This window comes from Capnocytophaga haemolytica (genome assembly GCF_001553545.1).
GTDB classification, from domain to species: Bacteria; Bacteroidota; Bacteroidia; order Flavobacteriales; family Flavobacteriaceae; genus Capnocytophaga; species Capnocytophaga haemolytica.
In genome coordinates, this window is record NZ_CP014227.1 from 1,159,181 (window position 1) to 1,179,770 (window position 20,590).

At 45.3% G+C, this 20,590-nt stretch carries 19 protein-coding genes and 1 pseudogene; 10 read left to right on the forward strand and 10 right to left on the reverse strand.

All coding sequences use genetic code 11. The annotated features are described in order from the left end of the window. The first annotated feature begins 22 nt into the window (after positions 1 to 22). From AXF12_RS05075 to AXF12_RS05125, 10 genes and pseudogenes are all read left to right on the forward strand, one after another. Complete coding sequence (locus AXF12_RS05075; protein ID WP_066431792.1) at positions 23 to 322, forward strand: YciI family protein; 300 nt, start codon at positions 23 to 25, stop codon at positions 320 to 322. Between the two features lie 86 nt (positions 323 to 408). Next, positions 409 to 1,572 carry a galactokinase gene (locus AXF12_RS05080; protein WP_066428896.1) on the forward strand — a complete coding sequence of 388 codons (1,164 nt, stop codon included), beginning with the start codon at positions 409 to 411 and terminating at the stop codon, positions 1,570 to 1,572. Between the two features lie 12 nt (positions 1,573 to 1,584). Continuing rightward, the gene (locus tag AXF12_RS05085; protein WP_066428898.1) at positions 1,585 to 2,658 is read left to right on the forward strand and encodes an aldose epimerase family protein; all 1,074 of its coding nucleotides are present in this window, start codon (positions 1,585 to 1,587) and stop codon (positions 2,656 to 2,658) included. 3 nt (positions 2,659 to 2,661) lie between these two features. Then, positions 2,662 to 4,236: a UDP-glucose--hexose-1-phosphate uridylyltransferase gene (locus AXF12_RS05090; RefSeq protein WP_066428900.1), complete on the forward strand. Its 1,575-nt coding sequence runs from the start codon at positions 2,662 to 2,664 to the stop codon at positions 4,234 to 4,236. Positions 4,237 to 4,327: 91 nt separating this feature from the next. Then, the gene (locus tag AXF12_RS05095; protein ID WP_231909940.1) at positions 4,328 to 5,155 is read left to right on the forward strand and encodes a transposase; all 828 of its coding nucleotides are present in this window, start codon (positions 4,328 to 4,330) and stop codon (positions 5,153 to 5,155) included. A gap of 414 nt (positions 5,156 to 5,569) precedes the next feature. Next, positions 5,570 to 6,649, forward strand: a complete 1,080-nt coding sequence (locus AXF12_RS05105) for an efflux RND transporter periplasmic adaptor subunit (protein ID WP_066428904.1) — start codon at positions 5,570 to 5,572, stop codon at positions 6,647 to 6,649. Between the two features lie 99 nt (positions 6,650 to 6,748). After that, positions 6,749 to 7,108 (forward strand): annotated as a pseudogene (locus AXF12_RS05110) (DUF1304 domain-containing protein). A 119-nt stretch (positions 7,109 to 7,227) separates the two neighbouring features. After that, positions 7,228 to 10,401, forward strand: a complete 3,174-nt coding sequence (locus tag AXF12_RS05115) for an efflux RND transporter permease subunit (protein WP_066428906.1) — start codon at positions 7,228 to 7,230, stop codon at positions 10,399 to 10,401. 131 nt (positions 10,402 to 10,532) lie between these two features. Next, positions 10,533 to 11,156 carry a ribonuclease H1 domain-containing protein gene (locus tag AXF12_RS05120; protein WP_066428908.1) on the forward strand — a complete coding sequence of 208 codons (624 nt, stop codon included), beginning with the start codon at positions 10,533 to 10,535 and terminating at the stop codon, positions 11,154 to 11,156. 30 nt (positions 11,157 to 11,186) lie between these two features. Further along, complete coding sequence (locus AXF12_RS05125) at positions 11,187 to 12,089, forward strand: NifU family protein (RefSeq protein ID WP_066428909.1); 903 nt, start codon at positions 11,187 to 11,189, stop codon at positions 12,087 to 12,089. A gap of 10 nt (positions 12,090 to 12,099) precedes the next feature. Here AXF12_RS05125 and AXF12_RS05130 read toward each other — a convergent pair whose 3' ends face one another. The 10 genes from AXF12_RS05130 to AXF12_RS05175 form a co-directional block, all read right to left on the reverse strand. Next, on the reverse strand, positions 12,100 to 12,660 hold the full coding sequence (locus AXF12_RS05130) for a Mur ligase domain-containing protein (RefSeq protein ID WP_066428911.1): 561 nt from the start codon (positions 12,658 to 12,660) through the stop codon (positions 12,100 to 12,102). After that, complete coding sequence (locus AXF12_RS05135) at positions 12,660 to 14,318, reverse strand: alpha-amylase family protein (RefSeq protein ID WP_066428916.1); 1,659 nt, start codon at positions 14,316 to 14,318, stop codon at positions 12,660 to 12,662. The genes AXF12_RS05130 and AXF12_RS05135 overlap by 1 nt, the downstream gene beginning before the upstream one ends. After that, a protein-coding gene (gene prfB / locus AXF12_RS05140; RefSeq protein WP_143325072.1) for a peptide chain release factor 2 occupies positions 14,311 to 15,406 on the reverse strand; the annotation gives its coding sequence in 2 pieces (ribosomal slippage) (positions 14,311 to 15,342 and positions 15,344 to 15,406; 1,095 coding nt in all). Before prfB ends, AXF12_RS05135 begins: the two co-directional genes overlap by 8 nt. A 27-nt stretch (positions 15,407 to 15,433) precedes the next feature. Further along, positions 15,434 to 15,745, reverse strand: coding sequence for a hypothetical protein (locus tag AXF12_RS05145; RefSeq protein WP_066428920.1), 312 nt, complete (start codon positions 15,743 to 15,745; stop codon positions 15,434 to 15,436). Between the two features lie 154 nt (positions 15,746 to 15,899). Continuing rightward, on the reverse strand, positions 15,900 to 16,454 hold the full coding sequence (gene frr, locus AXF12_RS05150) for a ribosome recycling factor (protein ID WP_066428922.1): 555 nt from the start codon (positions 16,452 to 16,454) through the stop codon (positions 15,900 to 15,902). Beyond that, complete coding sequence (locus AXF12_RS05155; protein WP_066428924.1) at positions 16,438 to 16,668, reverse strand: hypothetical protein; 231 nt, start codon at positions 16,666 to 16,668, stop codon at positions 16,438 to 16,440. Before AXF12_RS05155 ends, frr begins: the two co-directional genes overlap by 17 nt. 4 nt (positions 16,669 to 16,672) lie before the next feature. After that, complete coding sequence (locus AXF12_RS05160) at positions 16,673 to 16,870, reverse strand: hypothetical protein (RefSeq protein WP_066428926.1); 198 nt, start codon at positions 16,868 to 16,870, stop codon at positions 16,673 to 16,675. A gap of 3 nt (positions 16,871 to 16,873) precedes the next feature. Next, positions 16,874 to 17,581 carry a UMP kinase gene (gene pyrH / locus AXF12_RS05165; protein ID WP_066428927.1) on the reverse strand — a complete coding sequence of 236 codons (708 nt, stop codon included), beginning with the start codon at positions 17,579 to 17,581 and terminating at the stop codon, positions 16,874 to 16,876. Positions 17,582 to 17,840: 259 nt separating this feature from the next. Further along, positions 17,841 to 18,218 carry a large conductance mechanosensitive channel protein MscL gene (gene mscL / locus AXF12_RS05170; protein ID WP_066428930.1) on the reverse strand — a complete coding sequence of 126 codons (378 nt, stop codon included), beginning with the start codon at positions 18,216 to 18,218 and terminating at the stop codon, positions 17,841 to 17,843. A gap of 185 nt (positions 18,219 to 18,403) precedes the next feature. Beyond that, positions 18,404 to 20,515, reverse strand: coding sequence for a M3 family metallopeptidase (locus AXF12_RS05175; RefSeq protein WP_066428931.1), 2,112 nt, complete (start codon positions 20,513 to 20,515; stop codon positions 18,404 to 18,406). Between the last annotated feature and the right edge of the window lie 75 nt (positions 20,516 to 20,590).

The following is a 20,590-nucleotide window of genomic DNA, read 5'->3' on the forward strand; positions in this document are numbered from 1 at the left end:
TATGTTTATAATTTTGATTAGTATGTTTATAATAGATTTGACTTATAAGAAGCCGCTTACAGAAGTGGATAAACACCGCAGTGCCCATATTGAGTTTCTGACAAAGTATTACAATGCGGGTAAGTTTATTACCTCAGGGGCAAAGAAGCCACGAGTAGGCGGGGTGATTCTCGCACAACATTGTACGGCAGAAGAAGTACAGGAAATTATCACACACGATCCTTTCTATGTGAATGCTATTGCCGATTATACAATTACAGAGTTCGCCACCTCCAAGTACTGTGAGAGCTTTGCTTCTTGTGCTGATGAGGATACAAAGTAACAATAACAAAAGATAATAACCACTGCTTTAGTATCTCAGCGTACTATCTCTGAGACCTGAAAGCTGAAATTAAATAAATCAACCGTATGGAATTAAAAGAATTAAAACAAAAGTTTGCCACAGTATTTGGCAATGAATGTGAGGATGTATTTTTTGCCCCAGGTAGGGTAAATCTGATTGGTGAGCACACCGACTATAACGGCGGGAATGTATTCCCTTGCGCTATCGACCGAGGTACGTTTGCCTTAGTGAAACGCCGCAGTGACAACAAGCTTAGAATGTACTCTGAGAACTTTGCCAACTTGGGCGTAATGGAGTTCACTCTGGATAATCTCGTAAACGACAAGTCGCACGATTGGGCTAACTACCCTAAAGGAATGATAAAGTTCTTCATCGAAGAGGGACATAAGATAGACAAGGGCTTTGACGTCTTATTCTATGGCAATATCCCTAATGGTGCAGGCCTCTCTTCATCAGCTTCTATAGAAGTACTCACAGGCACCGTGCTTAAGCACCTCTTTGGCTTGAGCATTGACCCTGTGCAGATTGCCCTTTTAGGCCAGAAGACTGAGAACAAGTTCATCGGTGTGAACTGTGGTATTATGGATCAGTTTGCAGTAGCGATGGGCAAGAAAGACAACGCCATTCTGCTCGACTGCAACACGCTCAAGTATGCTTACGTGCCTGTGGTACTCAAAGATGAGCTTATCGTAATCTCTAACACTAACAAGCGCCGTGGTCTCGCCGACTCTAAGTACAACGAACGCCGTGGCGAGTGTGAGCAAGCATTGAAAGAACTGCAAACAAAGCTCAACATCAAGGCACTCGGCGAACTCTCTATTGAGGAATTTGAGGCTAACAAAGACCTCATCAAAGACCCCGTACGCCTTAAGAGAGCTAAACACGCCGTTTATGAAAACCAACGCACACTCAAGGCTCAAAAAGAGCTATCAGCAGGCAACTTAGAGGCTTTTGGCAAACTGATGAACCAATCACACGAGTCGCTGAGAGATGACTATGAAGTTACAGGTAAGGAACTCGATACTTTGGTAGAACTCGCTTGGGCACAAGCTGGGGTAGTAGGCTCACGTATGACGGGCGCAGGCTTTGGCGGCTGCACCGTGAGCATCGTAAAGAAAGACAAGGTAGATGACTTCGTGAAGAACGTTGGGGCTGCTTATAAAGACAAGATCGGCTATGAGGCTGATTTCTACGTAGTGCAGGTGAGTGAAGGTGCACGCAAACTATAATCAGAGAACCTTATGAAAGTAAATATCACTAAAAGTCTGTTCGGGGAGTACCTCGGACAGACTGTCTATGAGTATACGCTCCACAGCGAGCAGGGGATTACCGTGAAGGTGCTCAACCTCGGGGGCATCATCACTGAGATTGACGTAAAGGACAAGCACGGCATAGTTAAGAACGTAGTGCTGGGCTACAATCGCTTAGAGGATTACATCGGCAATGGAGCTTATGCAGGTGCCTTAGTGGGCAGGACAGCAGGGCGCATTGCAGGGGCACAGTTCACCATTGACGGCACTACTTACCACTTGGCAAAGAACAATGGCGAGAATGCTATCCACGGAGGCGTAGAGGGGCTTACGGCTAAGGTGTTTGCCGTGAAGGAGCTGCCTCATGGCATTGAGCTTACCTACACCAGTCCTGATGGGGAGGAAGGCTACCCTGCCAAGGTGGACTTCAAGGTGCAATACACCCTCACAGCTGAGAATACCTTGTGCCTTACTTATGAGGCCATCGCAGATAAGAAGACTTACCTCAACCTCACTAACCACAGCTACTTCAACCTCGCAGGCGACTTAGAGACTAATGGCGACACTCAAGTACTCACCATCGATGCTGACCGCCTCTGTGAACTACGTGAGGGTTTGATTCCTACGGGGAAACTCTTAGAGGTGGCGGGCACTACCTTTGACCTCAGAGCAGGCAAAGTGATCGCTGATGGCATCGCTGAGGGACACCCACAGTTTGAGATCACAAGGGCTTATGATCATCCCTTTGTACTCAATCGCAGTGGCTTGGGCGGCACACCACAGCTCAGCCTCTACTCCCCTCACAGTGGCATAGAGCTAAAGGTATTCACCACCCAGCGTGTGGCAGTGGTCTACACAGGCAACTTCTTAGACGAGGTGCTGCCCTTTGACCGCACTGTCAGCGGCGCAAAGCACACTAAGAACGCCCGTTTTTTAGGCGTAGCCATTGAGATGCAAGACTTCCCTAATGGCATCAATGAACCTGCCTTTGACGTACAACCTCTTGAGAAGGGAGCGATCTACAAACAGCAAACCCTCTTGCAATTTGACGTAAAAACTAAATAAACAATGAAGGAGAACCAAAGCGACATCGCTTTTGATATAGAAACGCTGATGGTCTACGCCGTCAGCAAAGGCATCGTTTGTGAGGAAGACAAGCTCTACCTCACAAACGTTGTTTTAGAGATAATGGGCATCGATAGCTACCCAGAGTTCACCGCTGAGCAGCAGGTGGCGATTGCCAGCACAGCAGCAGCCATCACTTACCCTACTGACCTCTTAGACCGCTTGGTAGATTGGGCTGCTAAGAACGGGCGACTTGAGGAGGATACGCTCACCTATCGCGACCTCTTTAATGCGCGGTTAATGGGCTGCCTCTTGCCTTTTCCCTCTGAGGTACGTCGCACCTTCTGGGATAGGTATAAGAAGGAAAGCAAAGAAGTCGCGACCACTGCCTTTTACGAACTCTCAAAGCAGAGCAACTACATCCGTACCGATCGCATTGCTAAGAACTTCGGCTGGACGTACGACAACGCCTACGGCAGCCTTGAGATCACTATCAATCTCTCTAAGCCTGAGAAAGACCCTCGCGACATTGCCAAGCAGCGTAATGTGGTAGCCACTAACTATCCTAAGTGTCTCCTTTGCAAGGAGAACGAAGGCTATGCAGGGCGCGTGAATCACCCTGGGCGACAAAACCTCCGCACTATCAAGCTCAATCTGGCAAACGAGGATTGGTACTTTCAATACTCGCCTTACATCTACTACAACGAGCACTGCATCGTCTTTTGCACCGAGCACCGACCAATGAAGATAGACTGCAACACCTTTGCGCGTATGCTCGGTTTTGTAGAGACTTTTACTCACTATTTCATCAGTTCGAATGCCGACTTACCTATTGTTGGGGGGTCTATCCTCTCGCACGACCACTTCCAAGGGGGGCGACACGTCTTTCCGATGGAGAAAGCCAGCATTCGCGAGGCGGTTCAGTTTGCAGGTTATGAGGACGTAGCGGCGGGTATTGTCAATTGGCCTATGTCGGTATTGCGCTTAAGAGGTGAAAAAGACCGACTTATAGAGCTTGCAGACAAGATACTCCACACGTGGATTGAGTATAGTGATGAGTCGCTCGGTATTTACGCCCATACCAATGGCGAACGCCACAACACGCTCAACCCCGTAGCACGTTATCGCGAGGGGGCTTACGAGCTTGACTTGGTGTTGCGCAACAACCGCACCGATACCGCACATCCATACGGAATATTCCACCCTTATGAGCATCTGCACAACATCAAGAAGGAGAACATAGGCATCATCGAGGTGATGGGCTTGGCGATACTCCCAGGGCGACTAAAGGCTGAGATGACCGCCATTAAAGCACTACTCGGCACACACGGCAACGATGTAGAGGCTATCTACACGGCTATGGACGCTGACGGGGCACTACAAAAGCACACCGCTTGGCTACGTCGCTATCTTGAGAATCCCGCCTTTAACACTTTTGCCTTAGAGGATGCTGACACCTTCATTGAGAGGGCTATCGGCGATACCTTCTCGGAAGTGTTGGAGCATTGTGGTGTCTTTAAAAACGATGCAGCAGGACGTGGGGGCTTTAGCAAGTTCATTGAGTGCATCAATAAATAAAATCACATTGTTTTCCATATTTTACTATTGAAGCTGTTTAAACTTTTTCCTATAATAAAGTAAAAGTTCCCGAAAATTAGTAATTTTGTGTTTGCAAAAAAAAGAACACCAAAATTCAGGAACTTTGGGCAAAGATACAATAAATAATTGGATTATTCCCTTTTTAAGTGTAGGAAAAAGAGGATTTAAAAGTAATTTTGATTTGGCTTCAATATTTTTATTGATTCTCAAGAGGTTAAAAACAGGGGTGCAATGGAGAGAGCTTCCAATTGAAAGCTATTTTGAAAAAGGAGAAATTTCTTGGCAAAATGTCTATTACTACTTCAATAAATGGAGTAAAGATGATAGTTTTCAGCGAGTATGGTTAAATCTATTAAGCAAGAAGAAAAGAAAGTTAGATATGTCTTGCGTTCAATTGGATGGTAGTCATACACGTTGTCGCCAAAAAGGAGAATCTGCAGGTTATCAAGCAAGAAAAAAAGCCGTAACCACAAATAGTATTTTTTTGTGTGATAATAAAGGGCAAATGATAGCAATGGGAAGTCCTAAAGCTGGAAATCACAATGACTTATATGAAATAGAAGAAGTACTAAAAGAAATCTTAGCTTTATTAGAAGAAGCAGGAATAGAGTACAAAGGTCTGTTTCTCAATGCTGATGCAGGATTTGATAGTAAGTCTCTTAGAGAGTTTTTAGAAAGCAAAGAAATTATAGCAAATATTAAACCTAATCTCCGAAATGGAGAGCAACCAGATGTTTATTTTGATGAAGAGTTGTACAAAAATAGGCTTAAAATTGAACAAGCAAATGGTTGGCTTGACGGATATAAAGATTTGATAATGAGATATGAGTATCTTGATGTAACTTGGATTGGAATGCTCCTATTAGGGTTTATCTCCAAGTTCCTCAAAAAAGTTTAAACACGTTTTTTTAAAAAACAAAAAATATCCCTATCCATATCGGACACACTTCGGTTCCGTAACGGATACAGTCCAAAAATCTCCTCGTAGTTCCATTTTTTCTCAGATAAATTTCGTAATCAATCACACAGATGATTTTTGAATTCCAGTAATAAACACTTTGTATTTCAATAAATTACTTCCCTATTTTAGCCTTGATTATATTTTTATGAAATGTTAAAGTTTTATTAATTCTTTGGAAACGTTTTTTGTATATAAAGTTTTTAACGTACCTTTGCGCCCTGAAAATACAAATAAGCTTTGAGCCGTCAACTTTGAGTTTTGAATGCAGTACTCCATATAGAATGGGAGGTTTGCACATAGCCTTCAAAACTGAAAGTTGAAAGCTAAAAGCTAAAAATAATACATTAACAAATGAAAAAATTAATTACAGCAGTTGTGGTACTTGCCATCGTAGGATTTATGGCGTATCGCTTGTATGCAAACAAGAAACAGAATGCAGAGAATGTGGCTATCGTAGCGCAAACCGAAGCTGCCATAGCCGTGCGTGCCGCTAAGGCTGCCGATGAAAAGGTGGCTGACCTCTTTACCGCTAATGGTACGTTTGTAGCGGAACAAGACCTGAATGTATCTTCAGAGATGGGCGGACAGGTAGTAAAGATATATGTAAAAGAAGGCGACTATGTGCGTGCAGGACAGGTGCTCGCCAGCACTAAAGCCGACAGAACTAATGTGCAGCTTGGCAGTGCTAAGGCAGCGTTAGAGACTGCCAAGGCTGACTTGCAACGCTTTGAGAGTGCTTACCAAACAGGGGGCGTAACCGCACAACAACTCTCACAAGCACGTCTACAGCTCACCAATGCACAGGCTCAGTACAACGCTGCGGCTATCAGCTCAGGCGACACCTCTGTGCGCTCTAAAATCAATGGAATTGTAACAAGCAAGAGCGTTGAAGAAGGCGCGATGGTTGCCGCTGGGCAAACGCTCTTCAATGTGGTAAACATCGATAATTTAAAGCTGAAAATTACCGTAGATGAGAGCCAAGTAGGGCGCTTAAAGGTTGGTGATATTATCAAAGTAAAGCCAAGTGCCTCTACTGATGAGGTAGAAGGGAAGATTATTTTTGTGGCTCCTAAGGCAAATGCAGCCCTCAAATTCCCTGTGGAAATCTTAGTGTCTAACAAGGATAAGAAACTCCGTGCGGGGATGTATGCCTCTGCACTCTTTGACGGTGATAAGAGCGATGCTACCGTGCTGGTGGTGCCTCACAGTGCGTTTGTGGGTAGTATCAGCCAGAATAAGATTTTTAAGATAGTTGATGGCCAGAACGACAAGGGCGAGGCTGTGAAGAAAGCTGAAATGGTGATCGTAAAGAGCGGTCGCAACTTTGGTGATAAGGTAGAGATTGTCGATGGGCTGAAAGCTGGTGATGAGGTAGTAACCAGCGGACAAATCAACTTGGATAACGGAACAGTAGTACAAATAGTTAAATAGCAGCTGTCAGGCTTTAGGCTTTAGGTCTTAGGCTTCAGCTTTAAGACTATGCCACAATGCACCTGACGCCTAAAGCCTGATGCCTCAGTCCTTAAACAAATGATAGGAACCATATTAACTGCCCTTGTGGCATTAGAACATTTGTACATCCTCTATATGGAGATGTTTGCGTGGGAGACGCGTGGGAAGGCGTTCTTTAAGTCGCTGCCTGAGGAGTTATTTCCTAAGACTAAGGGTATGGCGGCTAACCAAGGGCTCTACAATGGCTTTTTGGTGGCAGGCTTGGTGTGAAGTTTCTGCATTGCTGACCCTGTATGGGCGGTAAATGTGCGGCTCTTCTTCCTCGCTTGTGTAGCCGTGGCAGGTATCTACGGGGCACTGACAGCCTCTAAGAAGATATTTGTAGCACAAGCCTTACCAGCGATTATCGTAGGTATTTGTGTCTATTGTGGAATATAACACTGAACAAAAGAATAAGTAATAACAAATAAGTTGGGTGAATGTATTTAGGGAAAAGCCACTGTCTTTTGAGTGCTCCGCTAACCACTAATTACTAACCCCTAACCACTAAAGAATCAATGAATTTAATCAAACTTTCCATTAAGCGTCCGAGTGTCCTCATTGTGATACTCTCGCTCTTACTTTTGGGTGGTTTTTATACCTATAAGTTGCTCAACTACGAGCTTATCCCTAAATTTGAGGTAAATGTGGTAACTGTTTCTACCATCTATGCGGGGGCATCGCCTTCGGAGATTGAGAGTACGGTTACTAAGAAGATAGAAGATGCGGTATCTTCACTGCAAAACGTGAAGAAACTCATCTCCAACTCCTATGAAGGGGTGTCGGTGGTGATCATTCAGCTTACTGATGAAGCAGATGTGGACTATACGCTCAACGAGGCACAGCGCAAAATCAATGCGATACGCTCTGGGTTGCCTAAGGATGCCAAAGAACCATCGCTGAGTAAGTTTTCACTCTCCGACTTGCCTATCGTATCCATTGGGGTAACCTCAGATCTCAGCTCGCAAGAGCTGTATGACTTAGTAGATAAGAAGATACAACCCGAGCTTTCGCGTGTGCCTGGTGTAGCTAAGGTGAGCATCATCGGGGGGCGTAAGCGCGAGATACGCGTAAGCCTTGATGCCAATAAGCTCGAAGGCTATGGGCTCTCTATCCCACAGGTGCAACAGCTGATTGCTGCCTCTAATATGGAAATCCCAACGGGTAAGCTAAAAACCCGCGATAACAGTACTACCATTCGTCTGTTAGGTAAAATCAGTGATGTAGAGCAATTGCGCAACCTTACTCTTGCCTCACGCGATGGTGTGGAAATACGCCTCAGCGATGTAGCCGATGTACAAGATACGGAGCAAGAAGCTACTAAGGTAGCGCGTATTGACCAGAAAAGCACCCTGCTACTGCAAGTAATCAAACAGACCGATGCCAATGCCGTATCGGTGAGTGAGGAGGTGCGCAAGCGTATGGGACATATAGAGCAGGCGTATAAGAATGAGAACGTGAAGATGACCTTGGCTGAAGACACCAGTGAGTTTACCCTTGAGGCAGCTAACTCAGTGATGCACGACTTGGTGCTGGCTATCGTCTTGGTAGCCTTAGTGATGTTCTTCTTCCTCCACAGCTTGCGCAACGCGGTGATTGTGATGGTCTCTATCCCAACCTCACTGATTGCAACCTTCATCGGGATGTGGGCATTTGGCTTCTCACTCAACCTGATGAGCCTCGTTGCCCTCTCATTAGTGGTAGGTATCTTGGTGGACGACGCTATTGTGGTGCTCGAGAATGTTCACCGTCATATAGAAATGGGGAAGAACAAAGTACGCGCTGCCTTTGATGGCTCTAAGGAGATAATGCTCACCGTAACGGCGATCACCTCAGTGATTGTGGTGGTATTCTTGCCAATCTCAATGGGTACGGGTATGGTAGTGAATATTATGCGCGAGTTCTGTATGACAGTAGTGATCGCAACAGTGCTCTCCCTCTTTATGTCCTTCACAACCGTGCCTTGGCTCTATTCACGCTTCGGTAAACTGGAACACCCCAACCCTAAGACGTTTATGGGTAAGCTCTCCATTGGCTTTGAAAAGTATCTCAAGCAATTTACGAACTTCTTCTCTAACCTCATGCAATGGTCGTTCCGCAACAAGTGGAAGACGGTGATCATCGTAGCCTTCTTGTTCTTTGGCTCTTGCTCACTGATACCAGCAGGCTTTGTGGGTACCGAGTTCTTCCCTAAGATGGACCGCGGCAAGTTCCTCGTACAGATAGAACTCCCTAAGGACGTTGCCTTAGAGCAGACCAACTTCTACACTCTTAAGGCAGAGAACTACCTAAAGAACCTGAAAGTACCTGGTACTAATAAGCCGCTCATCAATAGTATGATCACTACCGTTGGGCAAGCCACTGACGGTATGGGCGATGCACAGGCGACTATTTATAAGGCAGAAATACAAGTAGAACTCATCGACAAGAAAGAGCGTGATGAGACTACCGACATCATCGCGGCAAAACTGAAACGCGCTCTCTCTCAATACTTAGTAGGGGCTAAGGTGAAGACGGTACCTGTAGGGCTTATTGGGGCTGAAAACGCCTCTATACGGCTCTACGTAACGGCTGACAATATTGACACTGCCCGTGAATACGCCGAGAAGTATGCCGAGATACTCAAAGGCGTGCCTGGTGCTACTGAGGTGAAACTCTCGGCTGAGGCTGGTAACCCTGAAATCAATGTGGCTATTGACCGCGATAAGATGGCAATGTTTGGCTTGAATATTGCTACAGTAGGTACAACAATGCGTACTGCTTTCAATGGGAATGACGACAACAAGTTCCGCACAGGCGACTCAGAGTACAATATCAACATTGTTTACGACGAGGCAAGCCGTGAGAACATTAGCAATATTGAGGATATTCAGTTTATGAACGACCAAGGGCAGCTGATCAAGCTCGCTCAGTTTGCCAAGATCAGCTACTCCTCAGGACCAACCCTCTTAGAGCGTTACGATAAGTCGCCATCGGTAAACGTGCAAGCGCAAGCTGTGGGTCGCCCATCGGGTACGATTACCAGCGATTGGGAAGCGCGTATGGCTAAGATAGAAAAGCCTGCTAACGTGCGCCTCGTGTGGGGTGGCGACCGCGAGAACCAAGATGAAGGCTTTGGCACGATTGGGGTATCACTCTTGGCAGCGATAATCTTAGTATATATGGTGATGGTAGTGCTCTACGACAGCTTCTCACGCCCACTCATTGTGATGTTTTCCATCCCACTATCCTTCATTGGGGTACTCTGGGCATTGGCACTGACGAATATGACACTGAACATTTTCACCCTCTTGGGTATGATTATGCTCATTGGTCTGGTGGCCAAGAACGCGATTATGCTTGTGGACTTTGCCAACCACCGCAAAGAGGAAGGCGAGGATACGGTTACGGCACTCATACAGGCGAACCACGCCCGTCTGCGTCCTATCCTGATGACTACCATTGCGATGGTAGCAGGAATGATACCTATTGCGCTGGCAAGTGGTGCCGCAGCAGAGGTAAATAATGGCTTGGCAATCGTTATCATCGGAGGTTTGCTCTCCTCACTGTTCCTTACGCTGATTATCGTACCATTGGTATACCTGATATTCGACAACATCGGCAAGCGATTTGGCAAGAGCAAGAAGAAAGATTACGACAAGCTGATGATTGCTGACTATGAGCATATTGACATCAAAGCAGAATATGAATAATAATGAGTAAAGAGTAACGAGCAAAGAGTAATGCCCAGCGATTAATATTGCTTAATCGTTGGGCATTATTCGTTATAAATTTACACATTACAAATCATTATACATTATACATTGTAAATTATACCTTAAAAATGAAATATTACGTAGTATGGGAAGGGCGCGATACGGGTATCTTTACGCGCTGGGCGGACTGCAAACGCGCTATTGACGGCTACCCAAAGGCAAAATACAAGAGTTTTCTCACTGAAGAGACCGCCCGAAGGGCTTTTATAGAAGGTTATGAAGCCTATTGGGGCAAACAAATAGATGAGACAGTGGAGGTGCATTTCAATGCGCCTAACCAGCCACTGTACCCTTCTATTGCAGTCGATGGGGCGTGTCAAGGCAATCCAGGTCCGATGGAATACCGAGGAGTAGACCCTAAGACGCGCCGAGAAATCTTCCGACTGCCGGTAATGCCCGAAGGCACTAACAACATTGCTGAGTTCCTCGCAATCGTACACGCTTTGGCATTGCTCAAGCAACACAAAAGCACTATCCCTGTGTACTCCGATAGTGCCTACGCCATTAAGTGGGTAAAGGACAAAGTGTGCAAGACGAACCTCACTAAGAATGAGCGCAATGCGCCGCTCTTTGACTTGATTGACCGTGCGCTGAAGTGGCTCAATGAGAACACTTACCCCAATCCTATTCTCAAATGGGAGACGCGCCTATGGGGCGAAAACCCTGCCGACTTTGGCAGAAAAGGAAAATAATCGTACTTTTGCCCCGAAATACTAACAACAATGATTGACATCAACCTAAAAGTAGTACCCACTACTCATCCCGATATTATCAAACTCGAAGCTACCAAAGCCTTAGTGAAAGGCAGCTACGAGTACAAAAATATCGACGAGGCAAAAGGCTCACCCTTGGCGCAGGAACTCTTTTACCTGCCTTTTGTAAAGACCGTTTACATTTCGAGCAACTTCATTGCCTTGAAGCGTTTCCCTATTGTGGAGTGGAAAGATGTGCAGGAAGAGGTGGCGGCACAAGTGTTGCAATATCTGCGCAACGAACGCCCTATCGTCAATACCGATGAAGGGGCTAAATTGCAACCTGTAACCGTATACACTGAGAGTACCCCCAACCCTGCGGTGATGAAATACGTGGCGAGTAGGGTGCTCGTGCCTTGTCTCATCGAGTATAAGAACGCTGAGGAGGCTGACGAGTCGCCTATGGCTACGGCACTTTTTACCAAGTTTCCTTATATCAAAGAGCTGTTCTTTGATGACAATTACCTCTCTATCACTAAGGATGATATTGCCGATTGGCTTGAAGTGGCTATGGAACTGCGTGAGTTTGTACGCACTTACCTCGCTGAGGGGCATATCATTATTCCGAAAACTGCCTTACAACGCCACCGCGACCAAGTGGTAAAACCCGCACTGAAAGCACGTACCAACGATGCTACTTCCCAGCAGATTATTGCCATCATTGAGCGCGATGTGAAGCCTGCCGTAGCCTCTGACGGGGGTAATATCCAATTCATCGCTTATACACCCGAAACCCATCAGGTGGAAGTCGCCTTGCAGGGTGCGTGTAGTGGCTGTCCCTCTTCGATGCAGACACTAAAAAAGGGCATTGAAGTTATCCTAAGAGATAAACTTCAAAACCCTTATATTGATGTAGTTGCTCTTGATAATTGATACTTTTCTTTTAATACTTAAAAGAAGCCATCGCCTCATAAAAATCTGCCTCATCAATCCCCAAGTTCTGACACACCCACTTAGCTCCCTCAATATTGCGGATATCCTCAGCCTTCATTACCCCCAAAGGCAACTCCCCCTCAGGAGTCATCAGGTAGCACTCCCCGTCGCTTTCTGTGTAAGCAGGTGTACTATACTCAAGGCGACGAATCTCATTCTTAGAAGCCGTAGCCAATGCCTTTAGCACACTATCCTCCTCGTTATAGATGAGGATACCCCCCTTGCTTATGCTATCGATAAACGACTCATAGAGGGTCTCTTGTAGCGGATTTACATCCGTAAGCAGCACTACCTGAGGCGCATAGCTCAGTAGTGCATCCCCCTCTACGCCTTCGATCAAGCCAAACTCCGAGTCGTTAAAATGCTCTTGCTCTCCCCTAAAAGGTGTTTGTAGCACATAGCTTATTGGGTGATCGTAATACGCCATCGTATGAAGCACCCGCTGAATGCACTCCTGTGCTGCACTCCCTGCGATCACCACACGCGTTTTATCTTCAAAAAATGTTGTCATTATTCAGTTATTTTTAAGACAAGTGTTTGTAATGGTGCCAATTCTATCCGTACTAGCCCTATGCCGTTTTCCACAACAAGCGTGGTGGTATTGGTGCCGTAAAGCTCCTCCTGCAAAGGGTAAGTGCCGTCATTTAAAAAGCAGCTCCCTATAATATAAGGCGGCAGTTGTAGGTCAAAACCGAAATGGTCGTACTGGGCAAAGTTCACCGCTATAAGCCATTGCGCTCCCTCGTCTATACGCATAAAAGTATATACCTTGTCGTTGTAATAGGGGGTATGCGCTCTGTTGTGCTCGTGGAGGTCAAAGTAAGCTCCACGTACCTTAAGGTTCAACAGGCGGCAGTAAAAGTCGCGTAGGGCTTGTTCTGCCTCACTGAGCTGCCCACCGTCAAACTGTTTGTTGTTCACCCAACGCTGGTGCGCAGGTACGCCTATATAGTCAAAAATAGAAGTACGCGAGGGACTACCAAAGCCTGCCCAATCCGCAGCGCGCTCGCCTACTTCCTGTCCAAAATAGAGCATCACAGGGGCATTGCTAATCAGTGCAGAAACTGCCATTGCTGAGACAGCCTTCCAAGGGTTGCCCGCAAACTCAGGAGAGGCAATACGCTGCTCATCATGGTTCTCTAAAAAGTGAAGCATCGCAGGGGCTATATCAGCCAAATCGCGCTGTATAGGGGCTATGCTGTCGGTACTGGCTCCCTCACTTACAATCGCACGGAGACTATCATAGAGCTGTATTTTGTCATATAAATAATCCATCTTGCCCTCGTGCAAATAGGCACGGTACAGCTGTGGGTTGTACACCTCAGCGATAAGCAGTGCCTCAGAGTATTGTGCTTTAATGGTGCTGTTCAAGTAATGCCAAAACGCCACGGGCACCATCTCTGCCATATCAAAGCGAAAGCCATCAACGCCCATAGCAAGCCAATAGAGGGCTATATCGCGCATCTTTTGCCACGTATCGGGTATAGGGTCAAAGTCCTCCACTCCGTCTGGTCGTATGCCATAATTGAGCTTTACGGTCTCATACCAATCGGTAATGCTCGGCTGCGAAGCCCTACAATCGTTGCCCGTCCACTTAGCAGGATATTCCTCATAGCTGCCCCAAATACCCTCAGGCAATCTAAACGCCTCATCAGGGTTATAGTAAAAATTATTATCGCGGGCGTACGTAACGCTGGTGTCGTCCTCTTCTCCAAAGTCTTTCACTCCTGTGGGCTTGCTGGTGCTCTTATAATGCCGTGCCACGTGGTTGGGCACGATGTCTATAATCACCTTTAGCCCTGCCTTATGGGTGCGTGCTACCAGTGCCTTAAACTCCTCTAATCTATTCGCAGGGTCTTCTGCCAAGTCGGGGTCTACATTGTAGTAATCCTTTACGGCATAGGGCGAACCTGCCCTACCTTTTACCACTGCGGGGTTATCGTTATCCACCCCAATAGCCGTGTAGTCGGTAGTGGTAGCGTGGTGCAACACCCCTGTATACCACACGTGGGTAACGCCTAATTCCTTAATACCTGCTAAAGCCTTATCGGTAAAGTCATTAAACTTACCCACACCGTTCTCTTCCTTACTGCCCCATTGCTTATTGGTAGTGTTGGTATTGCCAAAAAGGCGCACCAACGCCTGATATATCACTATTTTCTCACTCACTTTTCTGTCCCATTAACATTAAATAGGCTTTTAAAAACGCATCTATTTCCCCGTCCATTACGGCATCTACATCAGTAGACTCATAGCTTGTGCGCACGTCCTTTACCAACTTATAAGGGTGCATCACATAGTTGCGTATCTGCGAACCCCATTCTATTTTCATCTTGCCTGCCTCTATCTCATCACGCTTTGCCTGTCGCTTCTTGAGTTCTATCTCATACAATTGCGACTTGAGCAAGAGGAGTGCTTTGTTCTTGTTATCCAGCTGACTGCGGGTCTCTGAGTTCTCAATGATGATACCCGTAGGGTGGTGGCGCAAGCGTACGGCTGTCTCTACCTTATTCACATTCTGCCCACCAGCCCCACTGGAGCGCATCGTCTCAAAACTAATATCCGCAGGATTGATTTCTATCTCTATGGTATCATCTGCCAGCGGGTATACATACACAGAGGCAAAGGAGGTATGTCGCTTGGCATTACTGTCAAAAGGAGAGATACGCACCAATCTGTGCACGCCGTTCTCGCCTTTGAGATAGCCAAAAGCGTATTCGCCTTCAATCTCAATGGTTACTGTCTTGATACCTGCCACATCTCCCTCTTGAAAGTTGAGCGTACGCACGCTATAGCCCTGATTGTCGCACCACATCGTGTACATTCTCAGCAGCATCGATGCCCAGTCACAGCTCTCCGTACCGCCAGCTCCTGCCGTGATTTGCAGTACTGCACTCATCGCATCGCCTTCATCGGAAAGCATATTCCTAAACTCCAATGCCTCTATAGCGTGGAGTGCCTTAGCGTACTGCTCATCTACCTCTTCTGCGGTAGCTGCCTCTTCCTTTACAAAGTCGAGTAGCACCTCCACATCTGAGGTCTGTCGTGCTGCCTCTTCGTAATCTTCTACCCACTTCTTTTTGTGGCGCAACTCACGCATCACCCGCTCTGCCTCTTTAGGGTTATCCCAAAAGTCGGGGGCAAAGGTCTTTTCCTCTTCGTTGCTTATCTCTATTCGCTTGGCATCTACGTCAAAGATACCTCCTTAACGCACCCAGGCGATTCACTAAATCCTTAACTTGTTCGTTATTTGTCATCGTGTTTATTTAATATTTTCTACCAAATTATTCTTCATCATACTCATCATCTTCATCCCAATCCGAATCTAATTCATCTTTAGGTACGGCATAAGTCATAAATTCCTCAAAGGAATTAGCCAATTTCTCCACATACAGGTCTGAATAAATAACATAAAGTGCATTACTAGGAGCTATAAACATAAATCCTCCACCGTCTTCTAAACCAATTACAAATGAGGCTAAGACATCTTCCTTAGTAAGGTTTTCTACATCTCCTTCTATCCCTTTATAAAAGAACTCAGGGTCTTGCAAATACTTCCAATTAGGGCTATTATCACCATAAGAAGAGCGTTCCAAAAAAGAAGTATTCCAAAGGATATAAGCATTACCATCTTGAGGATTGTCTAATTCCTCTCAATTAAAGTAATAATAAAAATCATCGCCTTCTCCTACTTTCCCATTGATAAAGTCAACGTACGCCTGTGGCAAATTATGTGCACTTAAATCCATATCACACTTTTAATATTTCAGCTTCTTTTACAGCTAATACTTCCTCTACTTTCTTGATATACTTATCGGTGAGTTTCTGTACGCGCTCTTCTGCATCTTTCTTGATGTCCTCTGAGGCTTCCACCTTTTTGATGTCCTTATTCGCCTCCTGACGTGCATTGCGGATACTGATTTTAGCGTCCTCACCCTCGCCTTTAGCTTGCTTTACCAATTCTTTACGGCGTTCTTCAGTAAGAGGTGGCACGGTGATGATCACCGCCTCGCCGTTGTTCATCGGGTTAAAGCCTAAGTTAGCGATTTGTATCGCCTTTTCAATAGCTTGTATCATCTTCTTCTCCCAAGGCTGTATCATAATCGTGCGTGAGTCTGGGGCACTTACATTCGCCACTTGGCTTAAGGGCGTTTGCGACCCGTAGTAGTCTACAAAAACGCTACCCACCATTTGCGGACTCGCTTTCCCCGCACGTATATTCCCTAATGCCTTATCCAAATGCGACAAAGCCTCTGCCATTCCTTCATCAGTGGCATCTAAAATGATATTAATTTCTTCGTTCATATTGTTTTATTAATTGATTTATAACTTGTTGTTGTTTCTTATTCTTCTTATGGTAATATATAATCCCCACAATGAGCAAAAGCGTCAGCAGGGGTTGCAATATCACATATATCAATATGTTGATCGTCTCATAGCTCACTCCAAAGAAGTCAGCTATAAGTTGCAAGCCCTCAACAGTAAGGTCAAACAAGCGATCTGTGAGACTGTTTTTCATATTCCTATCGCTCTAATTGCTTGATAAAAGCACGCTGATTCCTATGCTTGTAATGCAATTTCAGAAAGACAATAAGCAGGATTACATCTATAATAGGAAACAAAAATACAAAAACAATCACATTGATTTCCTTATAGCTAAAGCCTGTTAGCCGTCCTAAGTCAGCCATTATCCTACAGCAATAGTCAAACAGCTCTTGCATAGCCTACACATTTACGGTTGTCCCTACATTCTCCCCAGCGATGACCTTTGCCAAATTACCCTTTTTGTTCATATCAAACACAATGATAGGCAATTTGTTTTCCTGACTAAGGGTAAAGGCAGTCATATCCATCACTTTGAGACTCTTATCGATGACCTCATCAAAGGTAATGCAGTCAAACTTCACAGCTGTCTTATCCTTCTCAGGGTCGGCAGTATAGATGCCATCTACGCGCGTACCTTTCAAAATCACATCCGCATTAATTTCAATAGCACGAAGCACTGCTGCCGAGTCGGTAGTAAAGTACGGGTTACCTGTCCCTGCTCCAAAGATTACCACACGCCCTTTTTCTAAGTGGCGCACCGCACGGCGTTTGATAAAAGGCTCTGCAATAGACTCCATCTTGATAGCTGTCTGCAAGCGGGTAAAAATACCCTCATCTTCTAAAGCACTCTGCAAGGCGAGGGAGTTGATCACCGTAGCGAGCATCCCCATATAGTCGCCCTGCACACGATCCATACCATTGCTGGCACCCGCCACGCCTCTAAATATATTGCCACCGCCAATTACGATAGCCACTTCCACCCCTTGTTGTACCACTTCTTTAATTTCAAGGGCGTATTCTTTCAATCGCGCAGGGTCAATCCCATACTGACGGCTACCCATCAGTGCCTCCCCACTTAGTTTGAGTAAAACTCTTTTATATTTCATTTAAAAATTGTTTAATGATATTCTTTAATGTTATCAACTCTTTGTTTATGAGTGTTTTCTGTTGAAATACAACAGTTTGTATTTTGAGAGATCACTACTGTTTCAAAGAGATTACAAAGATAGATATTTTGCCGAAAAGAGCAAAATAAAAACTTGAAAAAATGTTGTTTTTTGTTTTTACAAAAAAGAACCACGCTTTTTAGGCGTGGTTTAAAGTTTGTAATTATTTCTGAAATGCGTAGCATAGCGGTTACGCGACTTATTTATTTTTCAATAAATCTCTGATTTCAGTAAGTAATTCCTCTTGGGTAGGACCTGCGGGAGCTGCTGGTGCCTCTTCTTGCTTCTTTTTCAATTTATTGATACCCTTCACAATGAGGAATAACACAATTGCAACGCACAAGAAGTTGATCACTGCGGCTAAGAACTTACCGTAAGTAACCCCATTCCATACCAATAGCTCAATCTTGTCGAGATTAGCCATTTTCAGCACAGGGCTGAGTAATAATGGTGTAATAACGTCAGTTACCATTGAACTAACAATCGCTCCGAAGGCTGCCCCGATGATCACACCGATAGCCAAATCAATTACATTACCTTTAACGGCAAAGTCTCTAAATTCTTTTAAAAATCCCATAATGATGTAAATTTTAGTTTTTTAAAAAATTATTTGTTATTTAAATTTTCAATTCGAGGGCAAAATTAATAAAAAAAATGATACAAAAAATAATTTGGGCGTTTTTTTTACTTTTTAGCTTAAAAAAGTTTAGAAAATGACTTTGCACATCTTCTTTTTTTATACCTTTTATTGAGATAGGTTTGTTATTTCAATCCTCTGAACTTTAATAATGGTGCTATGGTAGCTGCTTTACCTCGGAAGGCTTCGTACATCGTCTTATAGTCCTCAGTATTGCCGCGCGAGAGGATCAGCTTGCGGAAGCGGTCGCCATTCTCGCGGGTGAGTCCGTCGTGCTCTTCAAACCAATCGTAAGCATCGTGGGCGAGCATTTCCGTCCATTGGTAGGAATAGTAGCCTGCACCATACCCCCCGCCAAAAATGTGTGCAAAGTAGCTCGAACGATAGCGCGGTGGAACTGTGGGCAGTGCTAATCCTGTCTTTTTGAGTGCCTCCTGTTCAAATGCAGTTGCATTGGTTATTGCCTGATTTGCGGTTATACTATGCCACTGCAAATCCAAAGCTGAAGCAGCCAATACCTCTGTGAAAGCATACCCCTGATTGAAGGTTGCCGCTTTCTTAATCTTATCAATTAGGCTCTGAGGGATTACCTTACCTGTCTTATAATGATGAGCATAGTGGGTCAATATTGCTGGATAGAGTGCCCAATGCTCATTAAATTGAGAAGGAAATTCCACAAAATCGCGTGCTACAGCGGTGCCTGATAGTGAAGCATATTTTTGTGAAGCAAAGAAACCGTGCAAAGCGTGACCAAACTCGTGAAAGAGAGTACTCACTTCGTCATAAGTGAGTAGGGTAGGTGCACCGTTAGCTCCTTTGGTGTAGTTACATACATTGTAAATCACAGGTTTAGTGCTAAGTAGGGTAGACTGGTCTACGAAGTTGCTCATCCACGCACCACCGCGCTTGCTGGGGCGTGCGTAGTAATCGGCGTAGAATAGCCCCAATGCCTCACCATTGGCATCAAAGAGCTCGTATACCCACACATCAGGGTGATAAACGGGGATATCTTTGCGCTCTTTGAAGGTAATGCCATAGAGCTGAGTAGCCGCGTAAAACACACCTTTCTCCACCACACTCTTCAGTTCAAAATAGGGCTTTATGGCATTCTCATCAAGGTCGTATTTAGCTTTGCGGACTTGTTCGGCATAGTAGTTCCAGTCGTAAGGGGCTAAGGCGAAGTTGCCACCTGTCTTTTTTATTTGGGCTTGTATTTCAGCTCCTTCGGCTTTGGCTTTAGCTACTGAGGCAGGCACAAGTTGTGCAAAGAACGCCTCAATAGCCTCTGGGGTTTTTGCCATTGTCTGTTGCAAACTCCACTCAGCATAATTCTTAAAGCCTAAAAGTTGTGCTTTTTTAGCGCGTAGGGTAGCGATCTTCACAATCACCTCATTGGTGCTATGTGCCCCGCCATCGGTGCGCTTCCAGCTGGCATCAAAGAGGCGCTGGCGTGTTGTGCGGTCTTTCAGGTCACTCAGTAGGGGCTGTTGGGTAGTGTTCTGCAAAGGTACTTTCCAGCCATTACCTTCTTTGATGCTCTCTAATTGCTCCTCACTAAGCCCTTCAAGTGCCTTACGATCGGTGAACTGTTGTGCTGCAGCAAGGTTTCCTTCCAGCAATAGCTGGTTAAACTGCGTCTCCAAACTCGCCAACTGCTCATTGTATTGCTTTAAAGTCTCCTTGTCCTTCTCAGGAAGGTTAGCCCCAGCAATGGTAAACTTCTCATAATAGTTAGTGAGCAACTTCTCCGACTCTTTGTCTAAGGTTAACTTTCCCCGTTCGTTGTAGAGGATTTTAATTCTCGTAAAGAGTTTGTCATTGAGGTAAATAGAGTCGCGGTGGGCGGCAAAGCGCGGAGAGAGCTCTCGCTGTATAGCTTGCAAGCTGTCGTTGGTATGCGCTTCGGTCAGTGCGTTGAAAACGTTCTCTACACGCTGAAACTCTGTGCCACTCTTCTCTAAGGCTATGATCGTGTTCTCAAAGGTAGGCGTCTCTGCACTTTCTGCAATCGCTTTGATGCGCTCGGATTGTAAGTGCATTGCCTCAGCAAAAGCAGGGCGAAAATGTGCCTCAGTGATCTTTGAGAAATCGGGGGCTCCATACGGTAGCCCACTTTCTTTAAGTAGCGGATTATCCGCAACATTGGTCTCTTTCATTGTTGTCTTTTTGTTGTTAGGGGAGTCATTGCAGCCTATTGCAAGTAGTAGCAACATCCCTATTATACTTAATTGTTTCATAGATCTAATGATATTAAAGTGTTGATTTATAACAATAAACTCCAAGCGTATCGCTACTGCTTGGAGTTTATAACT

Excerpts from the sequence above, each read along its gene's own strand:
- AXF12_RS05075 (WP_066431792.1), top strand. The coding sequence starts at position 23 with ATGTTTATAATAGATTTGACTTATAAGAAGCCGCTTACAGAAGTGGAT.
- AXF12_RS05080 (WP_066428896.1), top strand. The coding sequence starts at position 409 with ATGGAATTAAAAGAATTAAAACAAAAGTTTGCCACAGTATTTGGCAAT.
- AXF12_RS05085 (WP_066428898.1), top strand. The coding sequence starts at position 1,585 with ATGAAAGTAAATATCACTAAAAGTCTGTTCGGGGAGTACCTCGGACAG.
- AXF12_RS05090 (WP_066428900.1), top strand. The coding sequence starts at position 2,662 with ATGAAGGAGAACCAAAGCGACATCGCTTTTGATATAGAAACGCTGATG.
- AXF12_RS05105 (WP_066428904.1), top strand. The coding sequence starts at position 5,570 with ATGAAAAAATTAATTACAGCAGTTGTGGTACTTGCCATCGTAGGATTT.
- AXF12_RS05115 (WP_066428906.1), top strand. The coding sequence starts at position 7,228 with ATGAATTTAATCAAACTTTCCATTAAGCGTCCGAGTGTCCTCATTGTG.
- AXF12_RS05120 (WP_066428908.1), top strand. The coding sequence starts at position 10,533 with ATGAAATATTACGTAGTATGGGAAGGGCGCGATACGGGTATCTTTACG.
- AXF12_RS05125 (WP_066428909.1), top strand. The coding sequence starts at position 11,187 with ATGATTGACATCAACCTAAAAGTAGTACCCACTACTCATCCCGATATT.
- AXF12_RS05130 (WP_066428911.1), bottom strand. The coding sequence starts at position 12,660 with ATGACAACATTTTTTGAAGATAAAACGCGTGTGGTGATCGCAGGGAGT.
- frr (WP_066428922.1), bottom strand. The coding sequence starts at position 16,454 with ATGAACGAAGAAATTAATATCATTTTAGATGCCACTGATGAAGGAATG.
- AXF12_RS05155 (WP_066428924.1), bottom strand. The coding sequence starts at position 16,668 with ATGAAAAACAGTCTCACAGATCGCTTGTTTGACCTTACTGTTGAGGGC.
- AXF12_RS05160 (WP_066428926.1), bottom strand. The coding sequence starts at position 16,870 with ATGCAAGAGCTGTTTGACTATTGCTGTAGGATAATGGCTGACTTAGGA.
- pyrH (WP_066428927.1), bottom strand. The coding sequence starts at position 17,581 with ATGAAATATAAAAGAGTTTTACTCAAACTAAGTGGGGAGGCACTGATG.
- mscL (WP_066428930.1), bottom strand. The coding sequence starts at position 18,218 with ATGGGATTTTTAAAAGAATTTAGAGACTTTGCCGTTAAAGGTAATGTA.
- AXF12_RS05175 (WP_066428931.1), bottom strand. The coding sequence starts at position 20,515 with ATGAAACAATTAAGTATAATAGGGATGTTGCTACTACTTGCAATAGGC.